The organism is Pseudomonas nunensis, from assembly GCF_024296925.1.
GTDB lineage: Bacteria > Pseudomonadota > Gammaproteobacteria > Pseudomonadales > Pseudomonadaceae > Aquipseudomonas > Aquipseudomonas nunensis.
Map to the genome: position 1 here is coordinate 5,388,589 of NZ_CP101125.1, position 14,004 is coordinate 5,402,592.

Here is a 14,004-nt window from a genome sequence, read left to right on the forward strand (position 1 = left end):
GTGGGAGCGGGCTTGCTCGCGAAAGCGGTGTGTCAGTCGACTTCAATAGTGACTGACCCACCGCCTTCGCGAGCAAGCCCGCTCCCACATTAAATCTTCAGCGTTCTTGAGGAATGCGCATGAATCAACTCCCGATCATCGACATCGCCCCGCTCTACACCGACAACCATAACGCCTGGCAATCCATCGCCACGCAAATCGATCACGCCTGCCGCAACTGGGGCTTTTTCTATATCAAAGGTCACCCGATCAGCGCTGCCCGCATCGAAACCGTGCTCGACCACGCCCAACGCTTCTTCGCTTTACCCGCCGCCGAAAAGCTCAAGATCGACATCACCCAGACGCAGCATCACCGTGGCTACGGCGCCATCGCCACCGAGCAACTGGATCCGAGCAAACCCAGCGACCTGAAAGAAACCTTCGACATGGGCCTGCACCTGCCGGCCGATCACCCGGACGTGCTGGCAGAAAAACCCCTGCGAGGTCCCAATCGCCATCCGTCGTTACCCGGTTGGGAGGCGCTGATGGAGCAGCATTACATCGACATGCAGGCCCTCGCCCAAACCCTACTGCGGGCCATGACCCTGGCGCTCGGCATCGAGCGCGACTTCTTCGACACGCGCTTCAATCAACCCGTCAGCGTACTGCGGATGATCCATTACCCGCCGCGCCACACCGCCAGTTCCGAAGAACAGCAAGGCGCCGGCGCCCACACCGATTACGGCTGCATCACCCTGCTCTACCAGGACGCGGCCGGTGGCCTGCAAGTGCGCAACGTGAACGGCGAATGGATCGACGCGCCGCCCATCGACGGCACGTTCGTGGTCAACCTCGGCGACATGATGGCGCGCTGGAGCAACGACCGTTACCTGTCGACGCCACACCGGGTGATCAGCCCGCTGGGTGTGGATCGCTACTCGATGCCATTCTTCGCCGAACCGCACCCCGACACGCTCATCGAATGCCTGCCCGGTTGCCAGGACGCCGACCTGAATGCCGTGAACTCGGCGAAATATCCCGCGACCACCTGCGCCGAATTCCTGCTCTCGCGCTTCGCCGATACCTACGCCTATCGACGGGAACCGGAAGCGGTTTGATCAACCGTCTGGTCAGGTTTTACCAATTGTTGCGGCGAGCATCTGTAGAATGCGGTCATTGCACCTGATGAGAATTCGAACATGTACGACTGGCTGAACGCCCTGCCCAAGGCAGAACTGCACTTGCACCTGGAAGGCTCGCTGGAGCCCGAGTTGCTGTTCGCCTTGGCTGAACGCAACAAAATCGCCCTGCCGTGGGACGACGTGGAAACCCTGCGCAAGGCGTACGCCTTCAACAACCTGCAAGAGTTTCTCGACCTGTACTACAAGGGTGCGGACGTTTTACGCACCTCGCAGGATTTCTACGACCTGACCTGGGCTTACCTGTTGCGTTGCAAGGCGCAGAACGTGATTCACACCGAACCGTTCTTCGACCCGCAAACCCACACCGACCGTGGCGTGCCGTTCGAAGTCGTGCTCAACGGCATCGCCGCCGCGTTGAAAGACGGCGAACAGCAACTGGGCATCACCAGTGGTTTGATCCTGAGCTTCCTGCGCCACTTGAGCGAAGACGAAGCGCAGAAAACCCTCGACCAGGCGCTGCCGTTCCGCGATGCGTTTGTGGCTGTCGGCCTCGACAGTTCGGAGATGGGTCACCCGCCGAGCAAGTTCCAGCGCGTGTTTGATCGTGCCCGTCACGAAGGCTTCCTGACCGTCGCCCACGCGGGTGAAGAAGGCCCGCCGGAGTACATCTGGGAAGCCATCGACCTGCTGAAAATCCAGCGCATCGACCATGGCGTGCGCGCCATCGAAGACGAGCGCCTGATGCAGCGGATCATCGACGAGCAGATCCCGTTGACCGTGTGCCCGTTGTCGAACACCAAGCTCTGCGTGTTCGATCACATGTCCCAGCACAACATCCTCGACATGCTCGAACGTGGCGTGAAAGTCACGGTGAACTCTGATGACCCGGCGTACTTCGGCGGCTACGTCACCGAGAACTTCCATGCGCTGTATACCGACTTGGGCATGACCCAGGATCAGGCCAAGCGCCTGGCGCAGAACAGCCTGGATGCGCGGTTGGTGAAACCGTAAGTCCGTTGAAGATCTAATGTGGGAGCGAGCTTGCTCGCGATGAGGCCATCACATTCAACATCTCTGTTGAATGCCTGTCCGCTATCGCGAGCAAGCTCGCTCCCACAGGGTTCTGCGTTTAGCCGACCACTACCGGTTCGCTCAACTCCTCCAACGTCTTGCCCCGCGTCTCCATCCCGAACAACCACACCACCCCCGCCGCAATCGCAAAGCACATCGCCCCCAACGCGAACACCCCGCCCTGCCCGGTAATCGGGAACACCAGCCCGGTCACCAATGGCCCGAGCAACGAACCGACGCGTCCGATCGCCGAGGCAAATCCCGAGCCTGTGGCCCGCGCCGACGTCGGGTACAGCTCCGGCGTGTAGGTGTAGAGCACCGCCCACATGCCGAACAGGAAGAATTGCATCAACAGACCCGAAGTGATCAACAGGCCGACGTTGCCGCCAAACACCGCACTCTGGCCATACAGGAACGCCATCACCCCACCACCCAGCAGCGTCACGATGCACACCGGTTTGCGTCCCCAGCGCTCCACCAACCAGGCAGCCATGAGGAAACCGGGAATCCCGCCGAGGGAAATCAGCACCGTGTAATACACCGACTGGGTCACGGCGAAACCCGACTGTTGCAGCAAAGCGCTGAGCCACGAGGTCAAGCCATAGAAGCCAAGCAAGGCGAAGAACCACACACTCCAAATCATCATCGTGCGCTGGCGGTACAGCGGCGACCAGATCTGCTGCAATGCGGAAAAGAAGTTACCCGGTGTACTCGCCACCCGTGGCAAGCGAATCGGCGTCGGCAATTCCGCGCGCCCCAACGACGTGCGAACCCGCTGCTCAATGCCCAGCAATACCTTGTCCGCCGCGTCATGTCGCCCGGCCTGTTCGAGCCAGCGCGGTGACTCGGGAATGAAGAAGCGAATCGCCAGGACAAACACCGCCGGCACCGCCAACACCAGGAAGATGTCGCGCCAGCCAATCACCGGCAACAGGAAGTACGAAAGCACCCCGGCCGCGACGAAACCGAGTGGCCAGAACCCGTCCATCAACGCGATATAACGCCCGCGCTTTTTGGCCGGAATCAGCTCCGAAAGCATCGACTGCGCAATGGGAAACTCCATGCCCATGCCAATCCCCAGCAGCACGCGGAACAACGTCAGGGTCTCCACGTTCTGCGCCGTGGAGCACAAGTAACTGGCGATGCCCCACAACACGATGCTCCACTGGAACACCGGTTTGCGCCCGAAGCGGTCGGCGAGCATGCCGGACAATGACGCCCCCAGCACCATGCCGAAGAAGCTCGAACTGGCCAGCAATCCGGCCTGCGCGCTGCTCAGGCCGAACTCGGTTTTGATCGAGCCGAGCAGGAAAGTCATCATCGCCAGGTCCATGGAGTCAAAGAAAAACGCCAGGGCAATGATGATGAAAATGATGCGGTGATAGCCGCTGATGGGCAGCCGTTCCAAGCGCTCTGCTGCGCTGAATCCTTGTATTTCCATGCCATGCACCCCCGTCCGAAAGTCCCCGGATCGAGTGTGCGCGATAGCGGCTGGAAGCTATTGCTGGATGCGACCTGCCCGCAACCCTGAACGACGCCCGAGACCTCAGACGTCAGCGCCGATGCGTCTACAACGCCATTTCCAGCTCGGTTTCCTTTGCGAAGCGGTGAACTTCTCGCTGCCCGGTCGCGGTGATCTGCAAGGCGCGGGAATCGTTGGGCAGGGTCAACCAGCCGGACTGCATGAACAACTGCAACAACGCTGCGCCCACTGAACCACCCATGTGCGGACGGCGTTCACTCCAGTCCGGGCAGGCGCAGGCAATTTGCCCACTGCGGTGGGCCAGGGCCTGGATGAATACTCCGCGGCTGGCCAGTTGCCTGGAGCCCTTGTGGGTGATGACGACCCGCTGATCGAACTGCTCGATCCAGCCAGAATCCAGCAATCGCTGGTACAGGTCGGCCGCCAGTGTGCCGCCCAAGTGGTCCTCGCAGAGCCGCGCTTGCAACAGCGACGAGGGTGCGGCCTGGCGTTTACCCATGAGATTGCCGCGCTTGATCGTCTCCGGAATCTCCCGTGGCGTGCTGGCCAGGGAGGCACTCGCCAGCGCCTCCACTGCGGCGCCCACTTCGGGGGCCGCCAGGCGGAAGAATCTTTTGCGCCCGCGTTCCTCGACTTTCAACAGACCTCCGGCGGACAAACGCCCCAGGTGTGCACTGGCCGAAGACGGCGACAGCCCGGCCAATAAGGCCAGTTCTTCGGTATGCCGCGCAGAGCCATCCATCAAGGCCCACATCATTGCGCTGCGCTTGGGGTCAGCCAGCAGCGTGGCGATCTGGCTGATGCAAGGTGCATGTTCCATGTATTCACTCCCTGTTGAATCGTTTCGTCTGCTGCTCACAGACATCTTGACCAGTAATGTGTCGTCGGCCAAGGCGTGAAAACCGCCATGAACCCGGTCAGGCAAGTCACCCACACCCCGTGTTCCATCGAGCAACCCGCACGGGCTCCCGGGCAAGGACGACTGGAGGCTGGACGCGTCCGGGCCGGTTCGACGGTGCAGGCATAAGGCGGGCGCTAGTATAAGCGGGTTGACCGCCGGTTCCTGCCCTTGGGAGGCCGCGGGTGGTGATAGTTCCTGACAGAAATTTCTCTATTTACCTGCGACTATTGATCAGTGCCCGATAACGACGGAAATTGACTACTCAACTTCGCGCATCGGCTGGCAAGCATTTCCCGCAAAAGGTTCACCGGCTTACTCAATTGTGCGCGATGGGCGCACAGCAAATTCAGCGGTGCGCGCTCACAGAGCAACTCCGGCAACAACACTTTCAAGCGACCTGCCAGTACATCGGCGCCCACATCAAGCCAGGACTTGTAGGCGATCCCGGCCCCTGCCACCGCCCAAAGTCGAACGACATCGGCGTCATCGCTGAAACGGTCACCGCTGACCGTCAAACCGACTTCACGCTTGCCATCGTGGAAACTCCAACGATCGTGAACCCGACTGCCCAGCATGAATAACAGGCAATTGTGCTGCGCCAGTTGTTCCAGTTGCCTAGGCTCGCCGTGTCGGGCCAGGTACTCGGGAGATGCGCAGAGCACGCGACGGTTCTTTGGGGCGATGGGCAGCGCCACCAGGCTCGAATCCTCCGGCTCGCCGTAACGCAGCGCAATGTCCACCGGTTGGCGAAACAGGTCGGCGATGCGATCTCCCAGCAATAAACGCACGGTCAGTTTCGGATGCTCACGCTGAAACTCGTCCAGCCACGGCAGCAAGAGGTTGCGACCAAAATCCGAAGGCGCCGACAGTTGCAAGATCCCGCTGACCTGATCCTGACCGCTGGCCAGTAAACGCCGACCTTCATCCAGATTGCTCAGGGCCGCTCGCGCATATTCCAGGAAGCCCTCGCCTTCGGCGGTCAGGCGCAGGCTGCGGGTGGAGCGTGCCAACAGCCGCGCGCCGAGTTGCTGCTCGATGCGCTTGAGTGCCGCACTGGCCACCGCCGCCGACATGTCCATCACCCGTGCCGCCGCCGACAGACTGCCCAGGTCCGCGGCCCGGACAAACAACTGCAAGTCATCGAAACGCAGCATCTTCAGCCCCGATTATCAAAAAAATATTGAAAGAGACTGCTCTTTTAGCGGGTTTTATCTTGCCGGGAAATAGCCAATCATCTGTCCCATCGAAAATCACTCAGCGTCAGGAGTCGAACATGTCCCAGCCGTTTACCGCTATCGCCACCCTCATCGCCATACCCGGCCAGCAGGATGCCCTCGAACAGCACCTGCGGGCGCTGCTGGAGCCAACCCGCGCCGAGGCCGGTTGCGGTCAATACGATTTGCACCAGGACCTCGCCAACCCATTGGCTTTCTACATGATCGAACAATGGAGCAGCGACGCAGCCCTGCAAGCCCACGACGACAGCGCCCACATCCAGAACTTCCGCGCCAAGGCCGGTGACTTCCTCGAACACTTCGAGCTCAAGCGCCTGCGTACCCTGGCCTGATTTCTTCCTTTATTACGACGGAGCCCCTTTATGAAAGCGATTGCCTACTACGCCTCCCTGCCGATCAGCGATGCCAAATCCCTGCAAGACATCGAACTGCCAGAACCGGTTGCCGGCCCTCGCGACTTGCTGGTGGAAGTCAAAGCCATCTCGGTGAACCCGGTGGACACCAAGGTCCGGCAAAACGTCCAGCCTGAAGGTGGCGCGGCGAAAGTGCTGGGTTGGGATGTGGCCGGCGTGGTCAAGTCTGTTGGCAGCGACGTCACGCTGTTCAAAGCCGGCGATAAAGTGTTCTACGCCGGCTCCATCGCCCGTGCCGGTGGCAACAGTGAGCTGCATGTGGTGGATGAGCGAATTGTCGGGCACATGCCGAAATCCCTTGGTTTTGCCGAAGCCGCTGCGCTGCCGCTGACCGCGATCACTGCGTGGGAATTATTGTTCGAGCGCCTGCAAGTGCGTGAAGGCAACACCGATGAAGGCCAGAGTTTGCTGATCGTCGGCGCGGCTGGTGGCGTGGGTTCGATCCTGACTCAGCTGGCTCACCAACTGACCGGGCTGAAGGTGATCGGCACCGCATCCCGCCCACAGACCCAGAGCTGGGTGCGTGAGTTGGGCGCCGACCTGGTGATCGATCACAGCCAACCGCTGAGCGAAGAACTCAAGCGTGCGGACATCCAGAACGTAACCCACGTCGCCAGCCTGACCCAGACCGACGAGCATCTGGATCAATTAGTCGAAGCGCTGGCGCCTCAGGGCAAACTGGCATTGATCGATGATCCGAAGGCGCTGGACGTGACCAAGCTCAAGCGCAAGAGCATTTCGCTGCATTGGGAATTCATGTACACCCGCTCGCTGTTCGAGACGGCCGACATGATCGAGCAACACAAACTGCTCAACCGTATCGCCGAGCTGATCGATGCCGGGACCTTGAAAACCACGGTGGGCGAGCACTTCGGCACCATCAACGCAGAAAACCTGCGCCGCGCCCATGAACTGCTGGAAAGCGGCAAGGCCAAGGGCAAGATTGTGCTGGAAGGGTTCTAACCCGCCCTTGTGTAGGAGCAAGGCTTGCCCGCGATGGCGTCCTCAATGACGCCCTTTTCTGTAGGAGCGAGGCTTACCCGCGAAAGCGTCCTCAAGATCGCCTTCGCGGGCAAGCCTTGCTCCAACAAAAGCCAATCTGCGAACCGTCAGTCTGAGAGTTGACCGTTGTCACAATTGCGATCGTATTCGGGTCTACAATCGAGGCCTCTGCGACACAGTCTTTTACTTAAGGAGGTCAGCAATGAAGATCCTGATAAAAGAAGTGGCAACATCCCAGTGGCAAGTTCGTCTCGATCAACACGCCGTCACGTTCCGCAGCGAAGCTGAAGCGCGCGCCTTCACCCGAACCCTTGAAGCGCGGCTCCACGCCCCTCACCAAATCCCCGACCGCCAGCAGCGTGCCGCTGGCTAACTCCGGTATCAGACCGCGGCTTGGGTCAGCGCCCGGGCATTTTGTAAACGTCGGGTGAGCATCGCGGCGCTCACCACCAGAATTCCGCACAGGCTGATGACCATGGCCATCGGCATGGCGCTGCCGTCGTGCAAAACTCCCACCAGCGCCGATGCCCCGGCGGCGATGCTGAATTGCAGGCACCCGAGCAACGCCGACGCACTGCCGGCGCGGGCGCCCTGCCCGTTCATGGAGCAGGCCGAGGCGTTAGGCAGGATGCAACCGAGGCTGGCGATACACACAAACAATGGAATCAGCAGCGGCCATAGTTGTTCGGTGTGCAGCGCGCTGACGGCAAGCAATGTCAGGCCCGCGCCCAGATAAATCCACACCGTGCGCACCAGCAGGAACGCCGGGCCGCGCTTGGCGAGCAATCGCGCGTTGACCTGCGCCACCAGAATGAATCCCGCCGCGTTGGTGCCGAACAGCCAGCCGAAATGCTCGGCCGGCACGCCGTATAGCTTGATGAAGACAAACGGCGAACCGGAGATGTAGGCAAACATGCCGGCGACAGCGAGACCGCCGGTCAAGGCGTGGCCGAGGTAGACAGGGTCGGCCAGCAACCGACCGTACTGACGCAACGCGCCCTTCAACGGTTGGCGCGGCACGTAGTCCGGCAGGCTTTCCGGCAACCCTAGGGCTACGGCCAATGCAGCCAGGGCGCTGAACCCGGTCAGTACCAGGAAGATCGACTGCCAGCCGGTGGTGTTGACCAACAACCCGCCGAGCATCGGTGCCAGGATCGGCGCAAGGCCCATCACCAACATCAACTGGGAAAAGACTTTTGCCGAGCCCACTGCATCGCATTTATCGCTGACCACCGCCCGGGAAATCACCATCCCCGCGCAACCGCCCAGCGCCTGGATGAATCGCGCGCCCATCAGCCATTCCAGGTTCGGCGCAAACGCACAGGCCAGGGACGCCACCGTGAACAGGCCGACGCCCGTGAGCAGCGGAATGCGCCGCCCGAACCGATCCGCCACCGGGCCGTAGAGCAACTGACCAATGGACAAGCCGAGGAAATACGCAGCCAGCGTCATCTGCACGTGTTTTTCGTCGGTGCCGAACGACTGCGCGATCGCCGGGAACGCCGGCAAGTAGAAATCGATCGCCAGCGGACCGAAAGCGGTCAGGGCACCAAGAATCAGAATGGTACGGAAGTTCATCGGGCATCCAGTTGGGCGTGAGTCGGCAGCTCGACAGTCTAGCCGGGCGGGGACGCCTTGAACATTCCGATAGGTCGCTAACTATTAAAAACCCTCAGGCAATTGCTTTCTGTCAGATAAACACAAACCTCCTGTGGGAGCGGGCTTGCTCGCGAAGAGGGAGTGTCAGTCAACATTTATGTATCTGACACACCGCCTTCGCGAGCAAGCCCGCTCCCACAAGGGGATTTGTGGTTGGCTTCAGGCAACTTTGGCGTCATAGCCTTCTTCGGTGATCGCGGCGATGACTTGCTCAGTGGTCAACGCGCTTTCAACCCCGACCTCCTTTGCCGCCAGATCAACCCGCACACTGGCCGCCGGATCCTTCGCTTGCAGGGCTTGGGTGATGGCTTTGACGCAGTGACCGCAGGACATGCCTTGAACGTTGAACACTTGCATGGAATAACTCCTTGAGTGAGGCTTTTTAGTAACACTGGAGGCAGTCTCGAGCTTGCCACCATGGCAAGGTCAAGTTCTGGAATAAACTGCCGGGCTGGCAATCGCCGTCGCGCTCGGCCAAGCTGCATCATCAATGACTCGACCTCAGGAGATTCAGCCATGCGCTGGTCAGCTCTCAGCCTGTTTGGCTTCCTCAGCCTTTTCGCCGCCCTGCCCTCGGCCAATGCCGCCGGGGAAGATTACGGCGTCCTGATCATTTCCCGCGAGCGCCTGGAAGTCGCGACCTCCTGCGAGATCGGTGTGTACATTCAGGACCAGTTGTCGGCGCGACTATTCCAGGAACAGAGCACCTCGTTCAACCTGCCGCCGGGCAATGTGTCCCTGCGCTTGAAACTGCTGCCGGGCCAGGCACCGGGTTGCAACGCGGGAATGCTGGCACCGGGCTCGCAGAACATCACGCTCAAGGCTGGCGATGTATTGAAGTTCCGGATTGCGATGACGCAGGAAGGGATGTACCTCAAACCCGCAGCTCTCGAATATTAATCACCAAACCCTGTGGGAGCGGGCTTGCTCGCGAAAGCGGTGTGTCAGTCAACGATGATGTCGGCTGACAGTCCGCCTTCGCGAGCAAGCCCGCTCCCACATTTGAAGATTGGCGCTTGACCTTGCCCGCATGGCAAGGTTGATCCTGTAGGCACTTTCTACAGGGAGCGTGACCGATGTCCGAATCCACCACTTTCGATCTGCCGATTGCCGGCATGACCTGCGCCAGTTGCGCCGGGCGTGTCGAGCGTGCCTTGAGCAAAGTCATCGGCGCCACTGCGGTCAGCGTCAACCTGGCCACGGAACAGGCGAGAATCCAGGCCCCCAGCGACAGCCTGCCAGCCTTGATGGACGCCGTGCAGCAGGCTGGCTACAGCGTGCCGCAGCAAAGTCTGGAATTGAGCATCGACGGCATGACTTGCGCGTCCTGCGTTGGTCGGGTCGAACGGGCCTTGAATAAAGTGCCCGGCGTGAAAAGCGTCAGCGTCAACCTCGCCAACGAACGCGCCCACCTCGAATTGCTTGGCCAGGTTGATCCTCAAACCCTGATCGCCGCCGTGACCAAGGCTGGCTATAACGCCAGCGTCTGGGAAGTCGAACACCCTACCGATAATCAACAAACCCGCCTGCAGCGCGAGCGCTGGATTTTGCTCGCCGCCATCGCCCTGGCCTTGCCGCTGGTGTTGCCGATGCTGCTGCAACCGTTCGGCGTGCACTGGATGTTACCGGCCTGGGCGCAATTCGCCTTGGCCACGCCGATGCAATTCATCTTCGGTGCGCGTTTCTACGTGGCGGCCTGGAAAGCCGTGCGCGCCGGGGCTGGCAATATGGATTTGCTGGTCGCCTTGGGCACCAGCGCCGGTTATGGCTTGAGCCTTTATGAATGGGCCACCGCCGCCGGGCGCATGCCGCACCTGTATTTCGAAGCCTCGGCGGTGGTGATTGCATTGGTCTTGCTGGGCAAATACCTGGAAAGCCGCGCCAAACGCCAGACCGCCAGCGCCATCCGCGCCCTCGAAGCGCTGCGCCCGGAACGCGCGATTCAAGTGATCGATGGCCGCGAACAAGACGTCGCCATCAGTGCCCTGCGCCTGAATGACTTGGTCATGGTCAAACCCGGCGAACGTTTCCCGGTGGATGGCGAAGTGGTGGAAGGCCAAAGCCACGCCGACGAAGCGCTGATCAGCGGCGAAAGCCTGCCGGTGCCGAAACAACCCGGCGACAAGGTCACCGGCGGCGCGATCAATGGCGAAGGTCGCTTGCTGGTGCGCACCTTGGCGCTCGGCGCGGAAACCGTATTGGCGCGGATCATTCGTCTGGTCGAAGACGCCCAGGCGGCGAAAGCGCCGATCCAGAAACTGGTGGATAAAGTCAGCCAGGTGTTTGTGCCAACGGTGTTGGTCCTGGCCCTAGCGACACTAATTGGCTGGTGGTTGTATGGCGCGCCGATTGAAACGGCACTGATCAACGCCGTCGCCGTATTGGTGATCGCCTGCCCTTGCGCCTTGGGCCTGGCCACGCCGACCGCGATCATGGCCGGCACTGGCGTCGCTGCGCGTTACGGGATTCTGATCAAGGACGCCGAAGCATTGGAGCGTGCCCATGAAGTCAGCGCCGTGGTCTTCGACAAGACCGGCACCCTGACGTCTGGTGCACCACGTATCGCGCATCTAAGTGCGTTGGACGGTGACGAAGCCGCCCTGCTGCAAATGGCCGGCGCGCTGCAACGGGGCAGCGAACATCCGTTGGCCAAGGCGGTGCTGGATGCTTGTGCTGAACGCGGATTGGTCGTGGCCGATGTCACCGACAGCCAGTCGCTGACCGGTCGCGGCATTGCCGGCACGCTCGACGGTCGTCGGTTGGCGCTGGGCAATCGTCGTCTGCTGGAAGAAAGCAGTTTGAGCGCCGGTTCATTGGCCGACTCCGCTAAAGCCTGGGAAACCGAAGGTCGAACCCTGTCCTGGCTGATCGAGCAAAGCCCCGAACCGCGCGTGCTCGGCCTGTTCGCATTCGGCGACACCCTCAAGCCCGGCGCGCTGCAAGCGGTGCAACAACTCAACGCGCGCAACATCAGCAGCCACCTGCTGACCGGCGACAACCGTGGCAGCGCCAAAGTCGTCGCCGAAGCGTTGGGGATTAAAGATGTGCACGCCGAAGTCCTGCCGGCAGACAAAGCCGCCACCGTCGCCGAACTGAAGAAAACCGGCGTAGTGGCGATGGTCGGCGACGGTATCAACGACGCCCCGGCGCTGGCCGCCGCAGACATTGGTATCGCCATGGGCGGCGGCACCGATGTGGCGATGCACGCGGCCGGGATCACCCTGATGCGCGGCGATCCGCGACTGGTGCCGGCGGCGCTGGAGATCAGCCGCAAGACCTACGCGAAGATCCGCCAGAATCTGTTTTGGGCCTTCGTCTATAACCTGATCGGCATTCCGCTGGCGGCGTTCGGCTTCCTCAACCCGGTGCTAGCCGGCGCGGCCATGGCGCTGTCGAGCGTCAGCGTGGTGAGCAATGCGCTACTGTTGAAAACCTGGAAACCCAAGGATCTGGAGGACAATCGATGAACATCGGCCAAGCGGCCCGCCACAGCGGCCTGAGCGCGAAGATGATCCGTTATTACGAGTCCATCGGCTTGCTCAAAGCTGCCCATCGCACCGACAGCGGCTACCGTGTGTATGGCGACGATGACCTGCACACGTTGGCGTTTATTAAGCGCTCGCGTGATCTGGGGTTTTCACTGGAAGAGGTCGGCAAGTTGCTGACTCTCTGGCAAGACCGCCAGCGGGCCAGCGCCGATGTGAAAGCCCTGGCACGTCAGCACATCGACGAGCTGAACCAGAAGATCCGCGAGCTCGGCCAGTTGCGCGACACTTTGCAGGACCTGGTCGAACACTGCCACGGCGACCACCGTCCGGACTGTCCGATTCTCAAGGAGCTGGCGTCGGGCTGCTGCGCCGAATCTGCCCGCGCCTGAGGGACAAACCCTTCACCACCAGCAACGTGGTGAGGGGAATACCGTGGAACAACAGCACCACCGCGCCGGGTGTCCACCAGGCGTAGAACGGCGCGGCGATCAGCATGCCGATGCCGAACCCGGTCATTTGCAGCAGAGTCAGGAAACTGAAGATCGGCAGGCGCAAGTGATCCGGTTCCCGTTGCAGACGTGACATCAGGCCGACTTCGGAAAACCCGTCGCCCAGTCCGGCCGGCAACGAGAACAGCAGCAAACCGTACAGCGTGTGCTGCTGGAACATCAGGATGAAACCGCAAGACATCAGCAGCACGCCGTAGAAAAAACGCCGCTCCAGGTTGATGTTGTCCGAGCCTTTGAGGCGGCTGGCGATCCGCGCGCCGATGAGTTTGCCGCTGGCCCAGACTGCCAGCATCAAACCCAATGTGGTGCTGGCGGATTCTGGCGTCAGTAGCCGCGAGATGATCGGGAACCCGACGTTGTGCGCCGCACTACCCAAGGTGTCCGCCATGGCCACCGCGAGCATCGCCGCCAGCACGGGAACCGAGCGCAAACCTTGCAGCAGCGCCGACCACTCCCCTCGTTCAGAAGTTGATTCAGCACTCGGGGCAGCTGCGCGGAAACGCAACGGCACCAGCAGCAACGCCGCCAGCAGGTACGTGACCACGTTCAGCGCGAACACTGCCTCAAAGCCAAACGCTGCAACGACCAACCCCGCCACCAGACTGCCGGCGACCATCGCAATCGACGCCGCCGAGGTGATCCAGGCGTTGGTCTTGAGCAAGTGCTCGCGGTCGATCAGGTTCGGCAACTGACTGTTTAGGCCGATGGCGAACATTGAATTGCCGAAGCCCAGGCCGAAGGCAATCACTGGCAGCAACAGGGCTTGCTGGGTCACCGGCAGAATCAGCAACAGACCGAGCACCCCGGCGCGCAGCAAGTCGAAGGCAATCAACGGGAGGCGGCCGGACCAGCGGCGATAGAACGTGGTGCCGATCAAACTGGCAAAAATCCCCCCGGCTACGCGGCTGGCGAGGAAAATCGCGACGCTCATGGCGCTGTTGCTCAGCACGTAGACGTAAGTGGCCAGGGCGACCATGTTGAGAAACGCACCGAAATCCGAGATCAGACGGGCGGTGATAATCAGGTGGGCATTGCGGGTGGAGTTCACATTCAATCCTTGAGTGTGGGGATGTCCTCTGTAGGAGCTGTCGAGTGAAACGAGGCTGCGATCTTTTGATCTTG

At 61.1% G+C, this 14,004-nt stretch carries 14 protein-coding genes; 8 read left to right on the forward strand and 6 right to left on the reverse strand.

The window, feature by feature from the left end; genetic code table 11:
- The first annotated feature begins 119 nt into the window (after window positions 1-119).
- Window positions 120-1,097, forward strand: coding sequence for a 2-oxoglutarate and iron-dependent oxygenase domain-containing protein (locus NK667_RS23740; RefSeq protein ID WP_054616318.1), 978 nt, complete (start codon window positions 120-122; stop codon window positions 1,095-1,097).
- A gap of 81 nt (window positions 1,098-1,178) precedes the next feature.
- On the forward strand, window positions 1,179-2,132 hold the full coding sequence (locus tag NK667_RS23745) for an adenosine deaminase (RefSeq protein ID WP_054043972.1): 954 nt from the start codon (window positions 1,179-1,181) through the stop codon (window positions 2,130-2,132).
- Between the two features lie 118 nt (window positions 2,133-2,250).
- Here the strand turns inward: NK667_RS23745 and NK667_RS23750 are convergent, their stop codons facing one another.
- The 3 genes from NK667_RS23750 to NK667_RS23760 all read right to left on the reverse strand — a co-directional run bounded on the left by NK667_RS23750 (window position 2,251) and on the right by NK667_RS23760 (window position 5,730).
- Window positions 2,251-3,633, reverse strand: coding sequence for an MFS transporter (locus NK667_RS23750; protein WP_054616319.1), 1,383 nt, complete (start codon window positions 3,631-3,633; stop codon window positions 2,251-2,253).
- 127 nt (window positions 3,634-3,760) lie between these two features.
- Window positions 3,761-4,495 carry an ArsR/SmtB family transcription factor gene (locus tag NK667_RS23755; RefSeq protein ID WP_054043974.1) on the reverse strand — a complete coding sequence of 245 codons (735 nt, stop codon included), beginning with the start codon at window positions 4,493-4,495 and terminating at the stop codon, window positions 3,761-3,763.
- A gap of 305 nt (window positions 4,496-4,800) precedes the next feature.
- The gene (locus NK667_RS23760) at window positions 4,801-5,730 is read right to left on the reverse strand and encodes a LysR family transcriptional regulator (protein WP_054616320.1); all 930 of its coding nucleotides are present in this window, start codon (window positions 5,728-5,730) and stop codon (window positions 4,801-4,803) included.
- 119 nt (window positions 5,731-5,849) lie between these two features.
- Between NK667_RS23760 and NK667_RS23765 the strand changes: the two genes are divergently transcribed.
- From NK667_RS23765 to NK667_RS23775, 3 genes are all read left to right on the forward strand, one after another.
- A complete protein-coding gene (locus tag NK667_RS23765; protein ID WP_054616321.1) occupies window positions 5,850-6,143 on the forward strand; it encodes a putative quinol monooxygenase in 294 nt (97 codons plus the stop codon).
- Window positions 6,144-6,173: 30 nt separating this feature from the next.
- Window positions 6,174-7,187 (forward strand): zinc-binding alcohol dehydrogenase family protein, encoded by a 1,014-nt coding sequence (locus NK667_RS23770; RefSeq protein ID WP_054616322.1) that lies wholly within the window; start codon window positions 6,174-6,176, stop codon window positions 7,185-7,187.
- A 241-nt stretch (window positions 7,188-7,428) separates the two neighbouring features.
- Window positions 7,429-7,599 carry a hypothetical protein gene (locus NK667_RS23775; protein WP_166656054.1) on the forward strand — a complete coding sequence of 57 codons (171 nt, stop codon included), beginning with the start codon at window positions 7,429-7,431 and terminating at the stop codon, window positions 7,597-7,599.
- Window positions 7,600-7,607: 8 nt separating this feature from the next.
- Here the strand turns inward: NK667_RS23775 and NK667_RS23780 are convergent, their stop codons facing one another.
- Together NK667_RS23780 and NK667_RS23785 are read right to left on the reverse strand one after the other, a co-directional pair.
- Window positions 7,608-8,804: a multidrug effflux MFS transporter gene (locus NK667_RS23780; protein ID WP_054616323.1), complete on the reverse strand. Its 1,197-nt coding sequence runs from the start codon at window positions 8,802-8,804 to the stop codon at window positions 7,608-7,610.
- Between the two features lie 240 nt (window positions 8,805-9,044).
- Window positions 9,045-9,242 (reverse strand): cation transporter, encoded by a 198-nt coding sequence (locus NK667_RS23785; protein WP_054043979.1) that lies wholly within the window; start codon window positions 9,240-9,242, stop codon window positions 9,045-9,047.
- Window positions 9,243-9,401: 159 nt separating this feature from the next.
- On the opposite strand from NK667_RS23785, the gene NK667_RS23790 reads away from it, so the two are divergent.
- From NK667_RS23790 to cueR, 3 genes are all read left to right on the forward strand, one after another.
- Window positions 9,402-9,785, forward strand: a complete 384-nt coding sequence (locus NK667_RS23790; protein ID WP_054043980.1) for a hypothetical protein — start codon at window positions 9,402-9,404, stop codon at window positions 9,783-9,785.
- 176 nt (window positions 9,786-9,961) lie between these two features.
- The gene (locus tag NK667_RS23800; protein ID WP_054616324.1) at window positions 9,962-12,352 is read left to right on the forward strand and encodes a heavy metal translocating P-type ATPase; all 2,391 of its coding nucleotides are present in this window, start codon (window positions 9,962-9,964) and stop codon (window positions 12,350-12,352) included.
- Complete coding sequence (gene cueR / locus NK667_RS23805) at window positions 12,349-12,762, forward strand: Cu(I)-responsive transcriptional regulator (RefSeq protein ID WP_054616325.1); 414 nt, start codon at window positions 12,349-12,351, stop codon at window positions 12,760-12,762. Before NK667_RS23800 ends, cueR begins: the two co-directional genes overlap by 4 nt.
- Here the strand turns inward: cueR and NK667_RS23810 are convergent.
- Entirely contained in the window at window positions 12,716-13,930 is a 1,215-nt protein-coding gene (locus tag NK667_RS23810) for an MFS transporter (RefSeq protein WP_054616326.1), read from the reverse strand. The genes cueR and NK667_RS23810 overlap by 47 nt on opposite strands.
- Between the last annotated feature and the right edge of the window lie 74 nt (window positions 13,931-14,004).

Bases quoted from the DNA above. Each gene is read 5' to 3' on its own strand.
- NK667_RS23775 (WP_166656054.1), top strand. From the start codon at position 7,429: ATGAAGATCCTGATAAAAGAAGTGGCAACATCCCAGTGGCAAGTTCGT.
- NK667_RS23765 (WP_054616321.1), top strand. From the start codon at position 5,850: ATGTCCCAGCCGTTTACCGCTATCGCCACCCTCATCGCCATACCCGGC.
- NK667_RS23790 (WP_054043980.1), top strand. From the start codon at position 9,402: ATGCGCTGGTCAGCTCTCAGCCTGTTTGGCTTCCTCAGCCTTTTCGCC.
- NK667_RS23800 (WP_054616324.1), top strand. From the start codon at position 9,962: ATGTCCGAATCCACCACTTTCGATCTGCCGATTGCCGGCATGACCTGC.
- NK667_RS23770 (WP_054616322.1), top strand. From the start codon at position 6,174: ATGAAAGCGATTGCCTACTACGCCTCCCTGCCGATCAGCGATGCCAAA.
- NK667_RS23750 (WP_054616319.1), bottom strand. From the start codon at position 3,633: ATGGAAATACAAGGATTCAGCGCAGCAGAGCGCTTGGAACGGCTGCCC.
- NK667_RS23780 (WP_054616323.1), bottom strand. From the start codon at position 8,804: ATGAACTTCCGTACCATTCTGATTCTTGGTGCCCTGACCGCTTTCGGT.
- cueR (WP_054616325.1), top strand. From the start codon at position 12,349: ATGAACATCGGCCAAGCGGCCCGCCACAGCGGCCTGAGCGCGAAGATG.
- NK667_RS23745 (WP_054043972.1), top strand. From the start codon at position 1,179: ATGTACGACTGGCTGAACGCCCTGCCCAAGGCAGAACTGCACTTGCAC.
- NK667_RS23760 (WP_054616320.1), bottom strand. From the start codon at position 5,730: ATGCTGCGTTTCGATGACTTGCAGTTGTTTGTCCGGGCCGCGGACCTG.
- NK667_RS23755 (WP_054043974.1), bottom strand. From the start codon at position 4,495: ATGGAACATGCACCTTGCATCAGCCAGATCGCCACGCTGCTGGCTGAC.
- NK667_RS23785 (WP_054043979.1), bottom strand. From the start codon at position 9,242: ATGCAAGTGTTCAACGTTCAAGGCATGTCCTGCGGTCACTGCGTCAAA.
- NK667_RS23740 (WP_054616318.1), top strand. From the start codon at position 120: ATGAATCAACTCCCGATCATCGACATCGCCCCGCTCTACACCGACAAC.